The organism is Paucibacter aquatile, assembly GCF_002885975.1.
Classification (GTDB): Bacteria; Pseudomonadota; Gammaproteobacteria; order Burkholderiales; family Burkholderiaceae_C; genus Paucibacter_A; species Paucibacter_A aquatilis.
Window position 1 is genome coordinate 396,650 of the sequence record NZ_POSP01000004.1, and the last position, 18,710, is coordinate 415,359.

Genomic DNA, 18,710 nt, shown 5'->3' on the forward strand with positions numbered 1-18,710 from the left:
CATGGACCTCACCCAACGCAGCGCTGGTGTGCTGCTGCACATCACCTCCTTGCCCGGCCCGCATGGCATGGGTGATTTCGGCCCCGATGCGTACGCTTACGTCGACTGGCTGGCCAGCGCCGGCCAGCGCCTCTGGCAGCTGCTGCCGACCACACCCATCGGCCCCGGCGATTCGCCCTACCAAGGCGTGTCGGCCTTTGCCGGCTGCCCCTGGATGGTGGCGTTCGAGCCCCTGGTGGCCAAGGGTTGGCTGGCCGCGCCGCAGCTGCCCGAGGGTGGCTTTGAGGCCCACAAGGTGGACTACGGCCGCGTCCTGCCCTGGCGCGAGCAGCAGCTGCGCCTGGCAGCCCAGGGCTTCTTCGCCCGCGCCAGCGCCGAGGACCGCGCCGCTTTTGCCGCCTGGTGCGCAGCCCCGGCCCAGGCCGACTGGCTGGACGACTACGCGCTCTTCATGGCCATCCGCTCGCCGCTGAACGGCCAGGCCTGGTGGACCTGGGCGCCCGCCCTGGCGCGCCGCGAACCGGCCGCGCTGGCGCAGGCGCGCGAGAGCCATGCCGAAGAGTTCCGCTTCTGGCAGTTCGTGCAGTGGTGTTTCGACAGCCAGGTCAGTGCGCTCAAGGCTTACGCCAACAGCAAGGGCGTGCATCTGATGGGCGACCTGCCCATCTTCGTGGCGCACGACAGCGCCGACTGCTGGTCGCGCCCGGACCTGTACGAGCTGGACGAACACTTCCAGACCGCCGTGGTCGCCGGTGTGCCGCCCGACGCCATGTCGGCCGAGGGCCAGCGCTGGGGCAACCCGCTCTACCGCTGGGACCGCATGGCCGCCGAAAACTACGCCTGGTGGACGGCGCGCGTGCGTCGCGCGCTGAGCCAGGCCGATGTCTTCCGCATCGACCATTTCCGCGGCTTTGCCGGCTACTACGAAATCCCCGGCGACAGCCCGGACGCCCGCCGTGGCCAGTGGAAGACCGGCCCCGGCCAGGCCTTGTTCGATGCCATCGCCGCGGCCCTGGGCCCGCTGCCCATCGTGGCCGAGGATTTGGGCTTCATCACCGAGGACGTCCATGCCCTGCGCGAGGGCTGTGGCTTCCCCGGCATGAAGATCCTGCAGTTCGGCTTCGGCGGCGACGGCACGCATGAGTTCCTGCCCCAGAACTGGCCGCGTGCCAGCGTGGCCTACACCGGCACGCACGACAACGACACGGTGCACGGCTGGTGGCGCACGGCTTCAGCGCGCGAGCGTGCGTTTGCCGGCGCTTATCTGCCTTGCAACGAACACGATGTGCACTGGGCCATGATCCGCGCCTGCTGCAACTCGGTCGCCAATATCGCCGTCTTCCCCATGCAGGACGTGCTGGGCTTGGGCAGCGAGCACCGCATGAATGTGCCCGGCGTGCTGGGCGGCAACTGGGCCTGGCGCTTCAGCTGGGACATGGTCGGCGCAGAGCCCGGCCGCGTGCTGGGCCTGATCACGGCGGCCAGCGGCCGCGCCGATGTGGGCTTGATGCAGCTGCCGGCTTGATTGATTGAGTTGGGTCGCTTGGCACAGTCGGATTAGGACTAACCCGTCCACACTCCTGGGGGATGGACGGGCATGGTCGTGGCTGCGAAGCTTCGTCCCATTGCAGCGAGCAATCTTTCCAAGGACTGGACGAGATCTGAAGCCATCAAGAGCCGGGCTCCGCTGTCATGGCATTGAGCAGGGCAGGAGCAACCAGGGGAGCCGAAAGGCTCCCTTTGTTGTTGGGGCTTCACTTGTTCGTCCTGTCACTCATTAGGTCATTCGGTCGAGCTCGCAAGAATGCGAGGCACATCCGGGTTCCGGGCGCGAGTGCGCCTGAACGGCCATGAGTTCTCCGACGCTTCCTGACTGCCACATGTGCTGCCCAGCGGCATCCAATGCATACGCCACCACGGCGTATTGGCCCATCAGGCCTCAAATTGCGGCTAGGCACTTTGCGGGAATATCACGCGCGTCTGATTTTGGATGCCGAGCATAATCGGCGTCATGTCTGTCCCCATTGCGAACCAATTTCCATTGTTAGCAAGCCGGCGGTGTCCGGAATTTGGGGTCAAGTCTTAAATGCCAAGTTGCTCGGCGGGCCATCTACTTCTGCTTCTAAGGAACTCCGCGACAGGCGAAACTGATGGTGTTTGGTGTCATCTAAAAAGACCAGATCCATTTTGGTGTGAGGTCGCAAACTAGCAACTAAAACTGAGCAAGCCAAGTAGCTGAATGAAGAATCCAGCGGCTGGAGGCTTAATATTTAAGACTTGACCCCGAATCGCACTGTGGGGTGAGGTTGTTGAAGGCTTTCGAACGTTGGGCAGAGAACCGACGTGTGGTTGAGATCTGTTTTGGCGTTAATAGTGGAACTAGCCATATACCGGGTGGATTCCGATTTTGTGAAAAAATGGGATACCTTGGCACTGGGGTGAATTACTCAAAGCAACTCAACTGAGCAGGAGGTTATGTCAACAATGAATAAGGCAACTTGCTATTTAAGTGCAATTGACTTTCATTTGCATCGGGCTTGCAGAATTAATAATATCTTCATTGTCATTTGCTCTGCTTGCCGTGTGGGGCTGTTGCTTGTTTTTTTGGTTGGCTATGAACAAGCTCGGGCTGAATCACTTGTGAATTCCCGCATATTGCCTGAAGTCACTCAAAAAGAATGCCTTGACGGAAAGACAATATTTCGTTCACCTGTGTTGGTGGAGTGGTTTCAAATATCGACCGGAGGCAGGGCAAGTGCGGAGGCTTCCCTCAATCCAGGAACCAAGAAGTTGTTGGATGTGGTACTTAAGTCTGTATGTGTGGACGACTATTTCTTTCAAGAAAAATCTGCGATTCGTGAGCTGAACGGAAAAGTCGAAAAAAGAGAGTGGCGCGATCCAGGTAAAAAGACTGCTGGTTATATCAGTTTCATCATTCAATTGGATATTGCTGAGGAGAGTTCTAACTGGCGAGCTGAATTGGATGTGCGCGGCCATGAACAGAGCGGCGGTACGCATTGGTATGCGGGGCTGAAGCTAGCTCGAATTGCCGACTCATGCTTATCGATAGACGCTGTTCGAGGTTACCTTGGGTTACCACTTCTTAGTTTGTCGAGAATTGTCGTGCGAGAAGCTGAAGCATCGCCCCGGGCTGGTGGATTAAATGAAAAATTCACGTTTGGAAATTCAAATCGTCGGCGCGCAAACCTCGGAATTGAATTTAAGGGGCAATGCGTGGCGAGTATTTTGATTGATAATTCAGGTATCTATAAGGGGGGTGATGAAAATGAAATTTACTAAAGACTTCGAAAATCTGGGTTGAGTCTTAAATATTAAGTTGCCCTCGTTGTTTTTGGAGGAAATCTCTGGTGTCGAGTCAAAGTCTGAACGCCCGCATACCCGCCTACAAAAACGCATTTTCCAGCGGTGAACTTCAAAAAACCTACCAGGACTTGGTCGGTGTGGTTCAGAATTTAAGAACCGAATTCTCGAAGAGATACGAAACCGAGTTCTCGGTCGCGGCCATTCTGCATGGGTACATCGACTTCACCTACTTCTACCTGCAGAATGAGTATCTCAAGCGCAAGAAGCTCAAGCTGGCCTTGGTTTTCAATCATCAACACGCGAACTTTGAGTTGTGGCTTCTGGGGCAAACCAAGGATGTGCAGATCCAGTACTGGAACAAGCTGCGGGGCGCGAAGTGGGTGAACCCAGAGGCCATGCCGGCGTATTCGGTGTTTGAAGCGCCGCTGCTGGTTGCGCCAGATTTTGATGATGCGGTGAAACTGACCGAAACGGTTTGCAGTCAATTTGAGCTTCTGCTGCAGGAGATTTTGGAGTTGCTGGAGGCGAGCGAGTAACTGCATTGAACGAATGAATCGTTCCCCGGCGTGCCCTGATTCATTGATTGAAGCCGGGTTCAAGCCTTCGTGGAGCGGTCTGCCAACCGCCACAGCCCTTTCACCGACCGGGTGAAGAAGTTCCCGGGCTTTGACTGCCAAGTGTTCCGCCCGGCTGTGCTCAGTATGCTGTTGCGCATTCGGCTCCAGTGAGGCCGCGATGTCGACGCTGGTACGGCCACTTCGCTTTTGAGACGCGCAGGCGCTCCTCTGGCACTCCCACAGCTGCATCCCAAGTTACACCTCAGTTCTTTCTGCGCCCGCAGGGAGGCAGGCCCTAGGCAGAAGCGCTCGGGGGAGCGCCGACCATTCGCACGCTTTTCCATTCCGTTGTGCCTGGCAAGGAGAGCGATGTGCACCGGGTCTTGAGCCGCGCCTGCTGCAACTAGGTGGCCAATATCGCCGTCCTCTTCAAGCAGGAGGCGCTGGGGCTGGCCAGCGAGCAGCGCATGAACGTGCCCGGCGTGCTCGGCGGCAAATGGCTCTGGCGCTTCAGCTGGGACATGGTTGGTGGGCAGCGAGCCCGGCTGTGTGCTGGGCCTGATCATGGCGGCCGGGCCAGCATGGACCAGATGGCGCTGGCGGCTTGAGTCAGCTTTTTTGCAAAGTCAAGGGTTGCTTCGGATTGCATGGCTAACATTTCGTGACCAATTTCATGCTCGTTAGGGGTACGCAGTTCGGCTTTGAGCTGTCATGCTGCGCTGCAACATGTTCGGGCACCTCAGGTGCCCGGCTGTTTGTTGTAAACCCAACATCTATGCGAGGTACTGCATGAAACTCAAATCAACGGCTGTTGCCGTCTTCGGTCTGTTGGCGGCGCTGTCCGCCCAGGCGACTGAAGTCGACTACGGTTCATTCAAGGTCAATTACGACGCCAGCACCGTCTTCGGTTCGCCGACGCTGAGCTTCAGTTCGTCCGGTGATGTGGTCGGCTTCGGTTGGACCGTGCCCACCGACGTACAGGTGCTCAGTCTGGGTTCTTTGGTCACTGCCAGTTTCGACCTGCCTTCTTTCACCATCACGGCCAACAGCGGCTGGGCTCTGAGCGGCGGCGTCAATGGCTTCCTGGGCAATCTGGTCTACAACGAGCTCGGTGGCAGCACCGCAGCTTCGGTGACCGGTTCGGTGGTGGTGGACGGCTCGCCGGCCTTCCCCTTCGGCGGTGCCCTGGACAAAGTCGTCCTGAGCTCAACCAGCGGTCTGTCGACCGGCTACTACTCGGGTTCCTATTCGGCCCCGGTGGGCGCGTTCAACAGCTTCAGCTTCAGCGGCGGCAGCCTGTCCCTCCAGGCTTCGGGCGGCGTGTTTTCGTCCATCATCGGCCAGCCGCAGAACGAGCTGCGAGTCAGCTTGGTGGCGGTGCCGGTGCCTGAGCCGGAAACCTATGCCTTGTTGCTGGCCGGTTTGGGCGTGATGGCCCTGCTGTTCAGCCGTCGTCGCCAGAGCAGCTGAACCCGTCAGACGCGATAACAGGTAGGAGCAGAGAGGGGAGCCGCAAGGCTCCCTTTTTTGTGGGCGATTGGCGGCTGCTTCGCTCGCTGTTTCCGGTGCGTGCCAGGGCTGGCACCGAGATACGAGGAGACGCTGCAAACATACGATGGCGACATCGTTCTCCGGTGCGAGTGGTGTCCAGTTGCCGATGCCGCCGCACCGCTTTTTTTGCAGCCATGAACACGACCGAAATTTTCCTGATCGCCATGCTCATCATTCTGAGCGTGCCTTACCTGGTATGGCGGCTGTTCAGGACCGACCATTTCGCGCCCCTGGTGGTGGTGCAGATCATTGCCGGCATCTTGCTGGGCCCGGGTGTGCTCGGTGCGGCATTTCCTGAGTACTACCAGTTCGTTTTCAACCCGGCGGTGATCCAGTCGCTCAGCGGCATTGCCTGGTGGGCGGTGATGCTGTTTGTGTGGATTGCCGGCATCGAGTTGGACCTCAAGGCCGCTTGGCAGCACCGGCGCGAGAGCGGCATCACGGCGGGCCTGGCCCTGGGCATGCCTTTGCTCTTCGGCTGCGGCGCGGCCCTGGTGATGCTGGCCGGCAGCGGCTGGATCGGCCCCAAGGCCCTGGACTGGCAGTTTGTGCTGGGCGTGGGCATGGCCTGCGCGGTCACGGCCTTGCCCATCCTGATCCTGCTGATGGAAAAAATGGACATCCTGCGCCAGCCCCTGGGCCAGCGCATCCTGCGCTACGCCAGCGTGGATGATGTGGCGATCTGGGGCGTGCTGGCCCTGATCCTGATGGACTGGAGCCGGGTCGGCAAGCAGCTAGCCTTTGTGCTGGCCTTCATCGTCGTGGGCGCCTTGTTCCGCCGCCTGATGGCGCGCCTGAATGCCAGCGACCGCTGGTTCGTCAGCCTGATCTGGCTGGCCTTGTGCGGATTTGGGGCCGACTGGTCGGGCCTGCATTACATGGTGGGCGCCTTCCTGGCCGGCGCCATCATGGATGCCGATTGGTTTGATCAGAAGCAGCTCGACAGCCTGCGCCACCATGTGCTGCTGGTCATCATGCCGGTGTTCTTCCTGAGCACGGGCCTGCGCACCAACTGGGGCGTGGGCGGCAGCATGGTGTTCCTGGCGGCGGCCGGGCTCTTGGTCGCCTCGGTGGCGGGCAAGCTGATCGGCGTGCACATGGCCGGGCGCATCCTGCGCTGGCAGCCGGGCGAGGCTTCGCTGATCGGCTGGCTGCTGCAGACCAAGGCGCTGATCATGATCATCTTCGCCAACATCCTGCTGGACAAACAAATCATCACGCAGGAGAGCTTCACCGCCTTGCTGCTGATGGCGGTGGGCAGCACCATGCTGACCACGCCGGTGGTCAAGCCCAAGCTGGCGCGCATGGCGGCGCTGCTGGGGCGCAGCAGCTGAGGCCTTTGCGCCTCAGAGCATCAGCGCATCAGCGCAATTCCAGCAGCAGGGCCGAGCGGGCCGGTAGCTCCAGGCTCTCGCTCCAGCGCCGCGTCTGGCCGCTGAGCACGTCGTGGCCCTCGCTGTGGCTGCCCAGGGCTTCGCGGAAGCGCGTCATATCGACCCGGCGCGGCTCTTTGGCCTTGTTCAGCATCAGCATCACCGTCTGCCCGCCACCCTGGCGGAACAGGGTGTAGACCTGGTGCATGGGGGCGTAATGCAGGCTGCGGCCGCCGTGCAGGGCCGGGGCGCTCTTGCGCCAGTTGAAGAGCCGGCGCACCAGGGCCTGGGCCTCTTGCTGCTCGGCACTCAGGCCCTGGCCGGTGAAGCCATTGGCCGCATCACCGGCCCAGCCGCCAGGGAAGTCGGCGCGCACCCGGCCGTCGTCGCGCTGCGCGGGGCTGGTGAGCAAGAGCTCATCGCCGTAGAAGAACTGCGGGATGCGCGGCGCGGTGGACAGGTAGAGCAGGGCCATCTTCCACAGGGCCAGGTCTTGCCCTAGCGCGCTGAACAAGCGGGGTGTGTCGTGGTTGCCCTCGAACAGCACCAGGCGCTGTGGGTCGGGGTAGAGGAAATCGTGGGCCAGGGCCTCGTAAAGCTTGGTCAGGCCGCTGTCATGGCCGTCGTCTTCTTTGAGCCCGGCGAGCAAGGCGCCGTGCAGGGGAAAGTCCATCATGCTGGGCATGTGGGAGACATAGCCGTCGTGCTTGCGCTTGCCGCGCTGCCAGTAGGCGACCACGGCCGGGTGCGGGCTCCATTCCTCGCCCACCAGGTTCAGGCGCGGGTACTCCTGCATCAGGCGCCGTGACCAGTCGGCGAGAAAGCCGCGGTCGGAGTAGGAGTAGGTGTCGGTGCGCAGGCCCGAGAGCCCGGCGTACTCCACCCACCAGATGCTCATCTGCGTCAGGTAGCGGGCCACGCGCGGGTTGCGCTGGTTCAGGTCGGGCATGCCGCGCGTGAACCAGCCGCTGACAAAGCGCTCGCGGTCGCTGGCGGCGGCGTGCGGGTCGAGCAGGCTCAGGCGCGCATGGTGGGTCTCGGTGTAGCTGGGCCACTGATTGAGCCAGTCGGGCTCAGGCAGCTGTCGCAGCCAGCGGTGGCCGGCGCCGATGTGGTTGAGCACGATGTCCTGGATCACGCCCAGGCCTTTGTTCCGCGCCTCCGCGACCAGATCGCGGTAGTCCTCATTGCGGCCGAAGCGCGGGTCGATGCGGTAGAAGTCGGTGGCCGCATAGCCGTGGTAGCTGTAGCTGGCGCTGTTGTTCTCGACCAGGGGCGTGGGCCAGATCTGGGTGAAGCCCAGGCCGGCGATGTAGTCCAGGTGCTGACGCAGGCCGGCGAGGTTGCCGCCGTGGCGGCCGCCGGGCTGGCTGCGGTCTTCGGCCTCGAGCATCTCGGCGTTCGAGACGCTCTCGCCGGCCTTGGCGAAACGATCGGGCACCAGCAGGTAGATCGCATCCTGCGGGCCAAAGCCGTGGCGCTGGGCCGAGCCGGGCGCGCGCGCTTGCAGGGCATAGCTCAGGCGCTGGGCGACGCGGCCGTCGGGCTTGAGCAGCTCGATCTGCAGCGTGCCCGGCCGAGCGGTGGCGGCGATGTGCAGGTTCAGGAAGAGGTAGTCCGGGCTGGCCACGCGCTCGGGCGGCAGCATGCGCACGCCGGCATGGGGCGTGTGGAGCCGCGGGCGCAGGCTGCCGATCTGCGAGCCCTGCAGCATCAGCTGCAGGCGCGGCTCCTTCATTCCGGCCCACCAGCTGGGCGGCTCGATCTGCTCGACGGTTTGGGCCAGGCTGCTGCTCGCGGGCAGCAGGACGGCGGCCAGGAGGAGTGCGGCGAGTTGCAAGCGCTTCATGGCCGGCCTTTCTGGGGTAAATCCAAACGCCAGACCTGCACGGACTGTGCCGGCACCCGCAGCAGGGCCTGGCCTTGCGCGTCGCTGCCCAGGCTGGCTTGCGCCGCGGTCTTCGGGTAGGCCTGCTGCAGCAGGGCGCCCGCAGGCAGGCCGCTGACCGCCTGCGTGGCGGCCTGCTCGCCGTAGTTGATCAGCACCAGGCTCAGCTCATCGCCCAGCCGGCGCTGGAAGCTCAAGACCTGAGCCTCGGCCCGGGCTTGGATGAAGCTGCCGCGCGCGATTGAGGGCAGCTGGCGGCGCAGGGTGATCATGGCTTTGTAGAAGTTCAGCAGCGAGCCGGGATCGCGCGCCTGAGCGCCGGCGTTGTGGCTGGCGGCATTGGGCGAGAGCGGGCGGTAGGGCGTGGCGCTGGAAGTGAAGCCACTGATGTCAGCCGTCCAACTCATGGGTGCCCGCAGGGGCTCGTCGCCGGGCAGCTGGGAGACGCCGGCCATGCCGATCTCTTCGCCGTAGTAGATGAAGGGCGTGCCCGGTGCGAGCAGGTAGCTGGCGGCCGCCAGCTTGTAGCGCGCCTCGTCGCCGGCCAGCTGGTCCCAGACGCGCGCGCCGGCAAAGATGTCGTGGTTGGCCAGCACATTGGCCATGGTGCTCGGGGCCTGGCTCAGGATGCGGGCAATCTCGCCCACGGCAGCGGCCTCGCCCCGCGCGGCCTTGATCATCTGCGCCTCCAGGCCGAAGGCAAAGGCGCTGCCGCAGACCTCGGGGCTGGCGTACTGCTGCGGGTTGGCGGTGGCTTCGCAGACCACATGGCGGCGCGGGTATTGCTTGATCAGGGCTTGCAGCTCGCGGCTCAGGCGGCGGCTCTCGGGTTGGTCGTTCCAGTCGACGGCGTTGTTCTCGATCAGGTGCGGCACGGCGTCGAGCCGGAAGCCGTCCAGGCCGCGGTTCAGCCAGAAGCGCAGGCTGCTGCGGTGGTAGTCGAGCACAGCCGGGTGGCGCAGATTGAAATCCGGCATGTGCGGGCCGAAGGTGCCGAAGTAGGCGCCAAGGTTGCTGCCGTCGCTGGCCTTCGTGGCGGTGGTCCAGGGGTTTTTGCCCCAGATGTCCCAGCCTTCCGGCGCAGGGTCCTGCCAGACAAACCAGTCGCGGTAGGGGCTGCGGCGGTCTTTCAGCGCCTGCTGGAACAGCGGGTGTTCGTGCGAGGCGTGGTTGATCACATAGTCGATGATGACGCCGATGCCGCGCCGGTGGGCCTGGCGGATCAGCTCGTCGAAATCGCGCAGGCTTCCGTACTGGGGCTCGATGCGACGGAAGTCGGTGGTGGCGTAGCCGTGGTCGTGGTCGGCGCTGGCGGTGATGGGCATCAGCCAGATGCCGCTGATGCCCAAATCCTTGAGATAGTCCAGGCGCTGGATCAGGCCGCGCAGATCGCCGACGCCATCGCCATCGCTGTCCTGGTAGCCGCGCACGAAAATTTCCATGAAGGCGCCATGCTCCCAGCCCGGGGACAGGGCGCTGGCCTTGGGGCGGGCGGGCACGGGAGACAGGTCCACCGGCGGGGCGGCGAGGCTGACGCCGCTGATCAGGGCGGCGCTGAGTGCCAGGCTGGGGAGCAGGCGTCTCCAAGGTGCAAGGCGGCTTTCTGATTCTGTAATTGAGTTACTTTTCATGGGTCGCGCCTTGGCAGGATTTCAATGGTGAAAAGCTTAGATGCTTTGGGTGGCTCATGGAATCCGTGCTGTTGCTATTGATGTAGTTTTGCTACTATTTTGAGCTTAAGGCTGCGGGTCCTGTGGGCGCAGCGACTTCACCTCTTGCACCGGATCGGATCGCTGTCGATGACTTCCCTTTCTTCCTCCCGGCTGGGCCTGATCCTTGCGCTGAACTTGCTGTCCAGTGCCACTTGGGCCGGATCAGTCACTGCTGCTTCAGCCGCCGAGCTGCGTGCCGCCTGTGACAGCGCTGATGCGGCCACCGTCTTGCAGCAGGCCGCCATGGCCGCGCCCGAGGCCCGCGCCTTTGCCCTGAGCCCGGCGCTGCTGCAGTGGCCGGGCCAGAGCCTGGCGCCCGGCGAGCGCGCGGCCCTGCTGGCCAGCGCGCGCGGCGGTATGCAGGTTAAGTTCGGTGCGGCAGCTCATGGCGTGGAGCAGCGCGTCGAACTGGCGCTCAGCGAGGCCCAGCTGCTCCCTGAGCTGGCTCAGCGTTTCAAGTACCTCGAATCCTTCGGCCCCGGCTTGCGCCTGGCCCTGAGTGCGGCCGACCAAGCCCGCTTGCCCCAGCTCTTGCGCGGTGAGCTGCTCCTGGTCAAGGAAGACGCGGCCGGCCAGGTGCTGGCGGTCACCGGCCTGCAGACACCGGGTGCCCTCGATGCGCTCTACGCTGATGCAGCCGAAGCGGCGGACGAGCTGGGCGCGGTGGTGAAGAAGGGCCGGCAGACAGAGTTCAAGCTCTGGGCGCCGACCGCGCAGCAGGTGCACTTGTGCCGCTATGCCGGCCCAGAGAGCCCGGCGGAGGACGTGAAAGCGCTGACCTTCGATCCGCGCAGTGGCTTGTGGCAGCAGCGCCTGACCGCGAATTTGAGCGGCAGCTACTACCGCTATCTGGTCGAGGTCTGGGTGCCCGGCCTGGGTCGGGTGCGCAACCGGGTGACCGATCCCTACTCGCTGAGCCTCAGCGCCGATTCGGCGCGCAGCATGGTGGTCGATTGGGCCGATCCGCGCCTGCAGCCGCCCGGCTGGCAAGACCGCCGCGCGCACCGCCAGGCCTCGGCCCGGGTGCGGCAGTCCACCGATATGGTGATTTACGAGCTCCATGTGCGCGATTTCTCCATCGGCGACGCCAGCGTTCCGCCGGCGCAGCGCGGCAAATACCTGGCCTTCACCCAGGCCGGCTCGCAAGGCATGCGCCACCTGCGCGCCTTGGCTCAGGCCGGCCTGACCGATGTGCATCTGCTGCCGGTGTTCGACCTGGCCAGCGTGCCCGAGCAAGGCTGCCTGACGCCGCAAGTGCCGGAGGCGGCCGCACCGGACAGCCCGGCCCAGCAGGCCGCGGTGATGAAGGTGGCCGGCCAGGATTGCTTCAATTGGGGTTATGACCCCTGGCACTACAGCGCGCCCGAGGGCAGCTACGCCAGCGATGCGCAGCGCGGAGAGCGCCGCATCCGCGAGTTCCGCCAGATGGTGCAGGCCCTGCACGGTGCGGGCCTGCGCGTTGGCATGGACGTGGTCTACAACCACACGGCCGCCAGCGGCCAGGGGCGCCATTCGGTGCTCGACCGCATCGTGCCCGGCTACTACCAGCGCCTCGATGCCAAGGGCCAGGTCGAGCGTTCGACCTGCTGCGACAACACGGCCACCGAGCAGCGCATGATGGCCAAGCTGATGATCGACTCGGTGGCGATGTGGGCGCGCGAGTACCGCATCGATTCCTTCCGCTTTGACCTCATGGCCCACCAGCCGCGCGCGGTGATGGAGGCGCTGCAGCAGCGCGTCAATGCGGCCGCGGGCCAGCCGGTGCAGCTGATCGGCGAGGGCTGGAACTTCGGCGAGGTGGCCAATGGTGCCCGTTTCGTTCAAGCCTCCCAGCTCTCGCTCAACGGCAGCGGCATCGGCACCTTCAGCGACCGCGCCCGTGACGCGGCCCGCGGCGGCAGCGCTGGCGACAACGGCCTCGATGTGCTGAAAAACCAGGGCTGGCTCAACGGATTGGGATATGCGCCCAAGCGCCACGCCGGCGCGCCTGCAGCGGCCACGCAGCTGATGGCCAGTGCCGACCTGCTGCGCGTGGGCCTGGCCGGCTCGCTGCGCGACTTCGAGCTGGACACCTGGCGCGGCCCGCGCCTGCGTGCGGAGCAGATCGCCTACGGCGACCAGCCGGCCGGCTATGTCTCGGAGCCCGGTGAGGTGGTCAATTACGTGGACAACCACGACAACCAGACCCTGTTCGACATCAACGTGCTCAAGCTGCCCCAGGACACGCCGCGCGCCGAGCGTGCACGCGTCCAGCTGCTGGGTGCGGCGCTGACGGCCTTCAGCCAGGGCGTGGCCTACTTCCACGCCGGCATCGATGTGCTGCGCTCCAAATCGCTGGACCGCAACAGCTATGACTCGGGTGACTGGTTCAATCGTCTGGACTGGAGTTACCAGCGCAACTTCTTCGGCACCGGCCTGCCGCCGGCTGCCGACAACCAGGCCATGTACCCCTGGCTGGCGCCCTTGCTGGCCGACCCGGGCATCGCCCCCGGGCCGGCCGAGATCGCCTGGATGCGCGATGGCTTTCGGGACCTGCTGAAGATCCGCGCCAGCAGCCGCCTGCTGCGCCTGAGCAGCGCGGTCGAGATCCGCCAGCGCCTGCGTTTTCTCAACACCGGCCCGGCGCAGAACCCGATGGTGCTGGCCGCTGAAATCGACGGTCAGGGCCTGAAGGACGCGGGCTTTGCCCGCCTGGCCTATTTCCTCAACACCAGCCCTGAGGCTCAGGTGTTGAACTTGCCCGAGCTGGCCGGACGGCGCTATGTGCTGCACCCGGTGCATCTGGCGCCCGGGGCGGCGGACCCGCGGCCGAAGCGGGAGTTCGCCTTCGAGGCCGCCAGCGGCCAGATCAAAGTGCCGGGGCGCACGGCCCTGGTGCTGGTCGAGCGCTGAGTTGGCTCGGCTTCAGCGCAGCTGAGCCCAGCGCTCCAGCATCAGCCGGGCGCCGGCCGTGTTGGTGGCGCAGGGCACGTTGTGCACGTCGCAGGCGCGCACCAGGGCGTTGATGTCCGGTTCGTGCGGCTGCGGCGTCATCGGGTCGCGCAGAAAGATCACGGCATCCACCTCGCCGACGGCCAGGCGCGCGCCGATCTGCAAATCGCCACCATTCGGGCCGCTGAGCAGTCGCTCCACGCTCAGGCCTAGCTCGGCCACCAGGCGGCCGCCGGTGGTGCCGGTGGCCATCAGCTGACAACCCTGCAAAAAGGCCTTGAACTCGGCCGCCAGCGCGACCATCTCGTTTTTCTTGCCGTCGTGGGCGATCAGTGCGAGTTTCATGGCGGGCATCTTAGTGAGTCCGGCTCGGCGGGACACAATCAATCGAGTTACCAAATCGCTTGCTGCCCGGACCTGCCATGCCCCGCTTCGCTGCCAATCTGTCCATGCTTTACACCGAGCTGGATTTCCTCGACCGCTTTGCCGCCGCCGCGCGCGATGGTTTCCAGGCGGTTGAGTTCCTGTTTCCCTATGGCTTTGCGCCCGAGGCGCTGGCAGCCCGGCTGCAAGAGCACCGGCTGCAGCAGGTGCTGTTCAACGCCCCGCCGGGCGATTGGGCGGCCGGTGAGCGCGGCCTGGCCTGTCTGCCCGGGCGCGATGCCGAGTTTTTAGCCGGCATCGAGCAGGCCCTGGTCTATGCCCGGGCGCTGCAATGCCCGCGGCTACATGTGATGGCCGGCCTGATCCCTGCCGATGAGTCGCCTGCAACTGCGCGGGCCTTGTATGTTCGGCGCCTTCGCGAGGCTGCCGGCTTGGCAGCGGCCCAAGGCGTGAGCTTGATGATCGAGCCCATCAACCAGCGCGACATGCCCGGCTATTTTCTGCAGCGCCAGGATCAGGCCCATGCCTTGCTCGACGAAATCGCCGCGCCCAATCTCCAGGTGCAGATGGATCTGTACCACGCGCAAATCAGCGAGGGCGACCTGAGCACCAAGCTGCGCCAGTACCTACCCAGCGGCCGTGTCGGCCACCTGCAGATCGCTGGCGTGCCCGAGCGACATGAGCCGGATGTCGGCGAGATCAACTACCGCCACCTGTTCCGGCTCATCGATGAGCTGGGCTATGTGGGCTGGGTGGGCTGCGAATACCGGCCGGCGCGCGGCACGGTGCCGGCGGGGACGTCGGCAGGCTTGGGCTGGCTGCGCACTGCGTCCTGAGGATCGAAAGTCATGGGTGTTCTTCTGGGGTCGCAATTGGGCGGGCGCTGCCTACACTTTGAACATCACCGGCGATTCGGCCGGTCTTGCTGAAGCGCAGGGAAAGGGGGCGGCCATGAGCATCGTGTCGGGGTTGCGGTATCTGTGTCTGTGGGCCGCAGTCGGCCTTTTGTCGGCCTGCGCCAGCGTGGCGGTGCCCAGCGGACCCGCGCCGGAGCTGCTGCGCGATGATTTGTTCAAGCCCAGCAGCAGCCCGATCTCGGCTGAGGCGGTGTTCGCCTTGAGTCCGGCCATGCGGGACTATGTCGATCATGAGATCGCCTACCGCATCCGCAGCCGCGGGGCGCGCGAGGCCTTGCTCGATTCGCTCTACACCAAGGGCCAGTTGCAGCTGGATTACGACTCTGAAGTCACCCGCACGGCGGCCCAGGCCTTTGAGCAGCGGCGGGGCAATTGCCTGTCGCTGGTGATCATGACAGCAGCCTTCGCCAAGCATCTGAACTTGCCGGTGCGCTTTCACAGCGTGTTTGTGGACGAGTTCTGGAGTCGGCGCGGCGATATGTACTTCCAGACCGGCCATGTCAATATGGCTCTGGCAGCGCGCCGGTCTGAAATCAACGCCACGTCGCTCCAGGAACTGGAGATGATGACGGTTGATTTCCTGCCTGGTGTGGATCTGCGCGGGCAGCGGCGTCGTTTGATTGAAGAGCACACCGTGATCGCCATGTTCATGAACAACCGTGCGGCCGAAAGCTTGGCTCAGGGTGCCGTGGACGATGCCTATTGGTGGGTGCGAGCTTCGCTGCAGGCTGACCCGAGAATGCTGTCGGCCTACAACACGCTTGGCGTGGTCTATCGTCGCCGAGGGGAACTGGATTTGGCCAAGGCCAGCTTTCAGGCGGTCTTGAGTTTGGAGCCAGAGAATGTGCAGGCCATGTCCAATCTGGTGCTGGTGCTTGAAGCAAGCGGGCAGTCACAGGCCGCCGCGAGCCTGAGCGCGCGCTTGCGCGACTTGCAGCCTTACCCGCCTTACAAGTTTTTTGACGAAGGTGTGCTTGCCATGCAGCGGGGCGACTATCAGCAGGCCAAGGCCTTGTTTGAACGCGAGTTGGCGCGCTCTGCCTTTTTTCATGAGTTCCATTTCTGGGCGGCGCTGGCCAACTATGGCTTGGGCGATGTCAAAGCCGCCCACAAGCACATGGCCTTGGCCTTGGAGAACAGCAGCACCGAGCGCGAGAAGCAGCTTTACACCGCCAAAATGGATTCACTGCGCTCTCGCAAGCACATCTTCCATTGAGCGGCGTTGTATGGGCTCAGGCGAGCGGCGGTAAGCCGTGCCTCGCCCGGGCTCGTGCACAAGCCTCATCCCCTATGCCCATGGGCGCGCGCAAGCCGAACTCCCGGCAAGGACCGGGGCGCCACTCGTAGATGCCGCAATGCGCGGCCTGGCCCACAGTGCCCACCAGGGCGGCGCAACGCGGGCGGGCATGGTCGGTGCCGCGCATGCGGGCCAGGCTGTCGTTGAGCTCCACGCTCAGGCCATCGGGCACGCAGCCGCCCTCGCTTTGCAGCTCTTCGCGTGCGAAATCGACGCGGAAGCTGGCGCAGCACGCGCCGCATTGGATGCAGGGGTTGGCAGCCGGCGCTGGAGCGGGCGCTGGAGCGGGGGTAAGGGAGGGCGCAGTGGTGGACATCACGCCAGTGTAGTGAGCTGCGCTTGAGCGATGCGCTGCCCGCCGGACTTGCTCAGGCCTCGGCGCCCAGCGGTTCTCGCACCACGGTGACCGAGCATTCCGACTGCGTCACCACCTGGGCCGACACACTGCCCAGATAGCGGCGCAGGGCCGAGGCGCCGCGCGCGCCCATGATGATGTGATCGGCGCCGTTCTTGGCGGCGAACTCGATGATGGCGGTGGCCACGTCCGGGGCTTCCAGCACATGGAAGGTCAGGCGGCCGTCTTCCAGATTCAGCGCCTTGCTGATCGGCCGCGCCCAGTGCTTGAGGGCTATCAGCTGCTTCACATGCACACTCTTGCCATCCTTGTCGGTCAGCTCGTCCATGCCGATGCGGGCAATCTTCATCACGCTGACGCAGGCCAGTCGGGCGCCCGGCTCGGTCTGCACGATGCGGCGCACGGTCTCGCGCAGCTGTTCCAGCAGGGCCGGCGTGGCGTGCTGCGTGTCGACTGCGGCCATGATGATGGGGCTGCGCGTGACCTGGGTGGTGACGGTGGCCTGCGGCGCTGGCTCCGAGCCCAGTGCGAAGAACCAGCGCTTCAGGGTCTTGAGGCTGCTGCTGCCCGTCATCTTGTCGGCGCGCCGGGTCAGCGTCACGCCTTCGGGCTGCTGCAGATCCAGGGCCAGCTGGGCGGCACTTTGGTAGCGGCGCTCGGGCTTGACCTCGAGGCAGTGCAGCACCACCTCCTGGAACCAGCGTGGCAGCTCGGGGTCGATGGCACGCGGGGGCACCGGTTCGATGTAGAGCCGGCGGCGCAGGCCGCGCACCGAGCTGGGCTGGCCGAAAGGCCGCTCACCGGTGGCCAGGTGGTAGAGCATGACGCCCAGGGCAAACAGATCGCTGCGCGGGTCGTTGCGCACGAATTGCACCTGCTCGGGCGACATGTACGGCCCCGTGCCCATGGGCAGGGAGAACTCTTCCTCCAGCAGATCGGGCAGGTGGTCGTGGCGCGACAGGCCGAAGTCCACCAGCACGGCCAGGCCGTCGGGCCGGAACATGATGTTGCTGGGCTTGATGTCCAGGTGCACCACATGCTGGCGGTGCAGGTCTTGCAGGGCGGTGGCCACGCGGATGCCGATGTCCACCACCTCGTCAAGTGGCAGCGGTGCCTCATCCAGACGCGGCCGCAAGGACTGACCCTGCACCTGTTCCATCACGATATAGGCCTGGCGGGTCCAGTCGCCGCGGGCCACGAAACGCGGCACATGCGGGCCTTTGAGCGCCGGCATCAGCATCTGCTCGACCTCGAAGCCGACGATGGTGGCCGGGTCCTCGCCGCCCTTGATGCGCGGCACCTTCATGATCAGCGGAAAGTCTTCACCGGGCTTGGGCTGCAGCCGCGTCACGCGCCAGATATGGGCCATGCCGCCCTGGTGCATGCGTTCTTCCAGGCGGAAGCCGTCCAGCTCCATGCCAGGTTCCAGCGGGCCCAGGGGCGGCGGGAGGTGCTGGACGCTGTGGGGGCCGGACGCGGAACTGGGCATGGTGGTGAAGATCCTGTGCTGGGGCCAGTGCGGCCTCTGGCCGCGAGTATGGGGTCAGGTCTTGCCTTGAATCGGGATGCTACTCGCCTTGCAGCAGGCGCGCGGCCAGGCGCTCGGGCAAGCCGGCAGCGCGAATCTGGGCTGCCGCCGCTTCGGCGTCGTAGGCCACGCGCTGAAAGCTCAGCTCGCTCGCCGCGCTGTCGAAGATGGCGTAGCAGGCGGCAGGGTTGCCATCACGCGGCTGGCCGCAGGAGCCGGGGATGGTCAGCCACTGGCGATTGGGCAGCAAGGGGATGCTGACGCCCTCGGCCGGGGTGAACTCACCGGCCTTGCCGGTCAGGCTCAGGTGGTAGAGCATGGGCTCGTGCATGTGGCCGCAAAAGGTGTAGCGGCATTCGGTGGCATGCAGGCTGCGCATGGCTTCCAGGCGGCCCTGGATGTATTCGTAGCCAGCCGGGTCGAAGGCATTGGCGTGGACATAGAGCCGGTCCTCGCGGGTGACGCTCAGCGGCAGCTTGGACAGGAACTCGAGCTGGGCTGGGTTCAGGCGGGAATGGGTCCATTCCACCGCCAGGCGGGCGTCTTCGCGCATGGTGCTGGAGCTGCCTTGCACCACGGCGGCATCGTGGTTGCCCATGACCGCCACGGCGCCCCGCGCCACCAGCTCGGCCACCTTGTCCACCACCCAGGCCGGGTCGCCGCCGTAGCCGACGAAATCGCCGAGCAAGGCGTAGTCGCTGACGCCCTGGGCCTGGGCATGCTCAAGCACCGCAGCGAAAGCCTGCGCATTGGAATGGATGTCGGAAATGAGGGCAATTTTCATGGCGATGCTGAGCTTGCCATGAGCGGCTGACGGCAGGCTGAAGGCAGGCAGAAGGCGGTGAAGCCCGGAGTTGGAGGAGGGGGGCGGGTGGCCGCGGCGTTGGATCGGG

The 18,710-nt window shown here is 64.7% G+C and carries 15 protein-coding genes; 9 read left to right on the top strand and 6 right to left on the bottom strand.

Features of this window, described 5'->3' with window-relative positions:
* The first annotated feature begins 1 nt into the window (after position 1).
* From malQ to C1O66_RS21415, 6 genes are all read left to right on the top strand, one after another.
* A complete protein-coding gene (malQ, locus tag C1O66_RS21395; protein WP_102770038.1) occupies positions 2-1,525 on the top strand; it encodes a 4-alpha-glucanotransferase in 1,524 nt (507 codons plus the stop codon).
* A gap of 959 nt (positions 1,526-2,484) precedes the next feature.
* Positions 2,485-3,300, top strand: a complete 816-nt coding sequence (locus C1O66_RS23810; protein WP_133155325.1) for a hypothetical protein — start codon at positions 2,485-2,487, stop codon at positions 3,298-3,300.
* A gap of 68 nt (positions 3,301-3,368) precedes the next feature.
* Complete coding sequence (locus C1O66_RS21400) at positions 3,369-3,860, top strand: DUF7000 family protein (protein WP_207796053.1); 492 nt, start codon at positions 3,369-3,371, stop codon at positions 3,858-3,860.
* A gap of 428 nt (positions 3,861-4,288) precedes the next feature.
* Positions 4,289-4,489, top strand: a complete 201-nt coding sequence (locus C1O66_RS21405) for a hypothetical protein (protein ID WP_102770040.1) — start codon at positions 4,289-4,291, stop codon at positions 4,487-4,489.
* A 181-nt stretch (positions 4,490-4,670) separates the two neighbouring features.
* Entirely contained in the window at positions 4,671-5,351 is a 681-nt protein-coding gene (locus C1O66_RS21410; RefSeq protein ID WP_223696540.1) for a PEP-CTERM sorting domain-containing protein, read from the top strand.
* Positions 5,352-5,566: 215 nt separating this feature from the next.
* Positions 5,567-6,766, top strand: coding sequence for a cation:proton antiporter (locus C1O66_RS21415; protein WP_102770042.1), 1,200 nt, complete (start codon positions 5,567-5,569; stop codon positions 6,764-6,766).
* Positions 6,767-6,794: 28 nt separating this feature from the next.
* Here the strand turns inward: C1O66_RS21415 and C1O66_RS21420 are convergent, their stop codons facing one another.
* Positions 6,795-8,654, bottom strand: coding sequence for a glycoside hydrolase family 13 protein (locus tag C1O66_RS21420; protein ID WP_102770043.1), 1,860 nt, complete (start codon positions 8,652-8,654; stop codon positions 6,795-6,797).
* Positions 8,651-10,207 carry an alpha-amylase family glycosyl hydrolase gene (locus C1O66_RS21425; RefSeq protein ID WP_243392914.1) on the bottom strand — a complete coding sequence of 519 codons (1,557 nt, stop codon included), beginning with the start codon at positions 10,205-10,207 and terminating at the stop codon, positions 8,651-8,653. The genes C1O66_RS21420 and C1O66_RS21425 overlap by 4 nt, the downstream gene beginning before the upstream one ends.
* A 285-nt stretch (positions 10,208-10,492) precedes the next feature.
* Between C1O66_RS21425 and pulA the strand changes: the two genes are divergently transcribed.
* On the top strand, positions 10,493-13,297 hold the full coding sequence (gene pulA, locus C1O66_RS21430) for a pullulanase-type alpha-1,6-glucosidase (RefSeq protein ID WP_102770045.1): 2,805 nt from the start codon (positions 10,493-10,495) through the stop codon (positions 13,295-13,297).
* 12 nt (positions 13,298-13,309) lie between these two features.
* Here pulA and C1O66_RS21435 read toward each other — a convergent pair whose 3' ends face one another.
* Entirely contained in the window at positions 13,310-13,681 is a 372-nt protein-coding gene (locus C1O66_RS21435) for a methylglyoxal synthase (RefSeq protein WP_102770422.1), read from the bottom strand.
* A gap of 77 nt (positions 13,682-13,758) precedes the next feature.
* Between C1O66_RS21435 and otnI the strand changes: the two genes are divergently transcribed.
* Entirely contained in the window at positions 13,759-14,556 is a 798-nt protein-coding gene (gene otnI, locus C1O66_RS21440) for a 2-oxo-tetronate isomerase (protein WP_102770046.1), read from the top strand.
* Positions 14,557-14,671: 115 nt separating this feature from the next.
* Positions 14,672-15,853, top strand: coding sequence for a tetratricopeptide repeat protein (locus C1O66_RS21445; RefSeq protein WP_165794728.1), 1,182 nt, complete (start codon positions 14,672-14,674; stop codon positions 15,851-15,853).
* Between the two features lie 16 nt (positions 15,854-15,869).
* On the opposite strand, the gene C1O66_RS21450 is transcribed toward C1O66_RS21445, so the two are convergent.
* The 3 genes from C1O66_RS21450 to C1O66_RS21460 form a co-directional block, all read right to left on the bottom strand.
* On the bottom strand, positions 15,870-16,250 hold the full coding sequence (locus tag C1O66_RS21450) for a YkgJ family cysteine cluster protein (protein WP_102770048.1): 381 nt from the start codon (positions 16,248-16,250) through the stop codon (positions 15,870-15,872).
* A 52-nt stretch (positions 16,251-16,302) separates the two neighbouring features.
* A complete protein-coding gene (locus C1O66_RS21455; protein ID WP_102770049.1) occupies positions 16,303-17,778 on the bottom strand; it encodes a bifunctional serine/threonine-protein kinase/universal stress protein in 1,476 nt (491 codons plus the stop codon).
* A gap of 79 nt (positions 17,779-17,857) precedes the next feature.
* Positions 17,858-18,601 (bottom strand): metallophosphoesterase family protein, encoded by a 744-nt coding sequence (locus C1O66_RS21460; RefSeq protein ID WP_102770050.1) that lies wholly within the window; start codon positions 18,599-18,601, stop codon positions 17,858-17,860.
* Between the last annotated feature and the right edge of the window lie 109 nt (positions 18,602-18,710).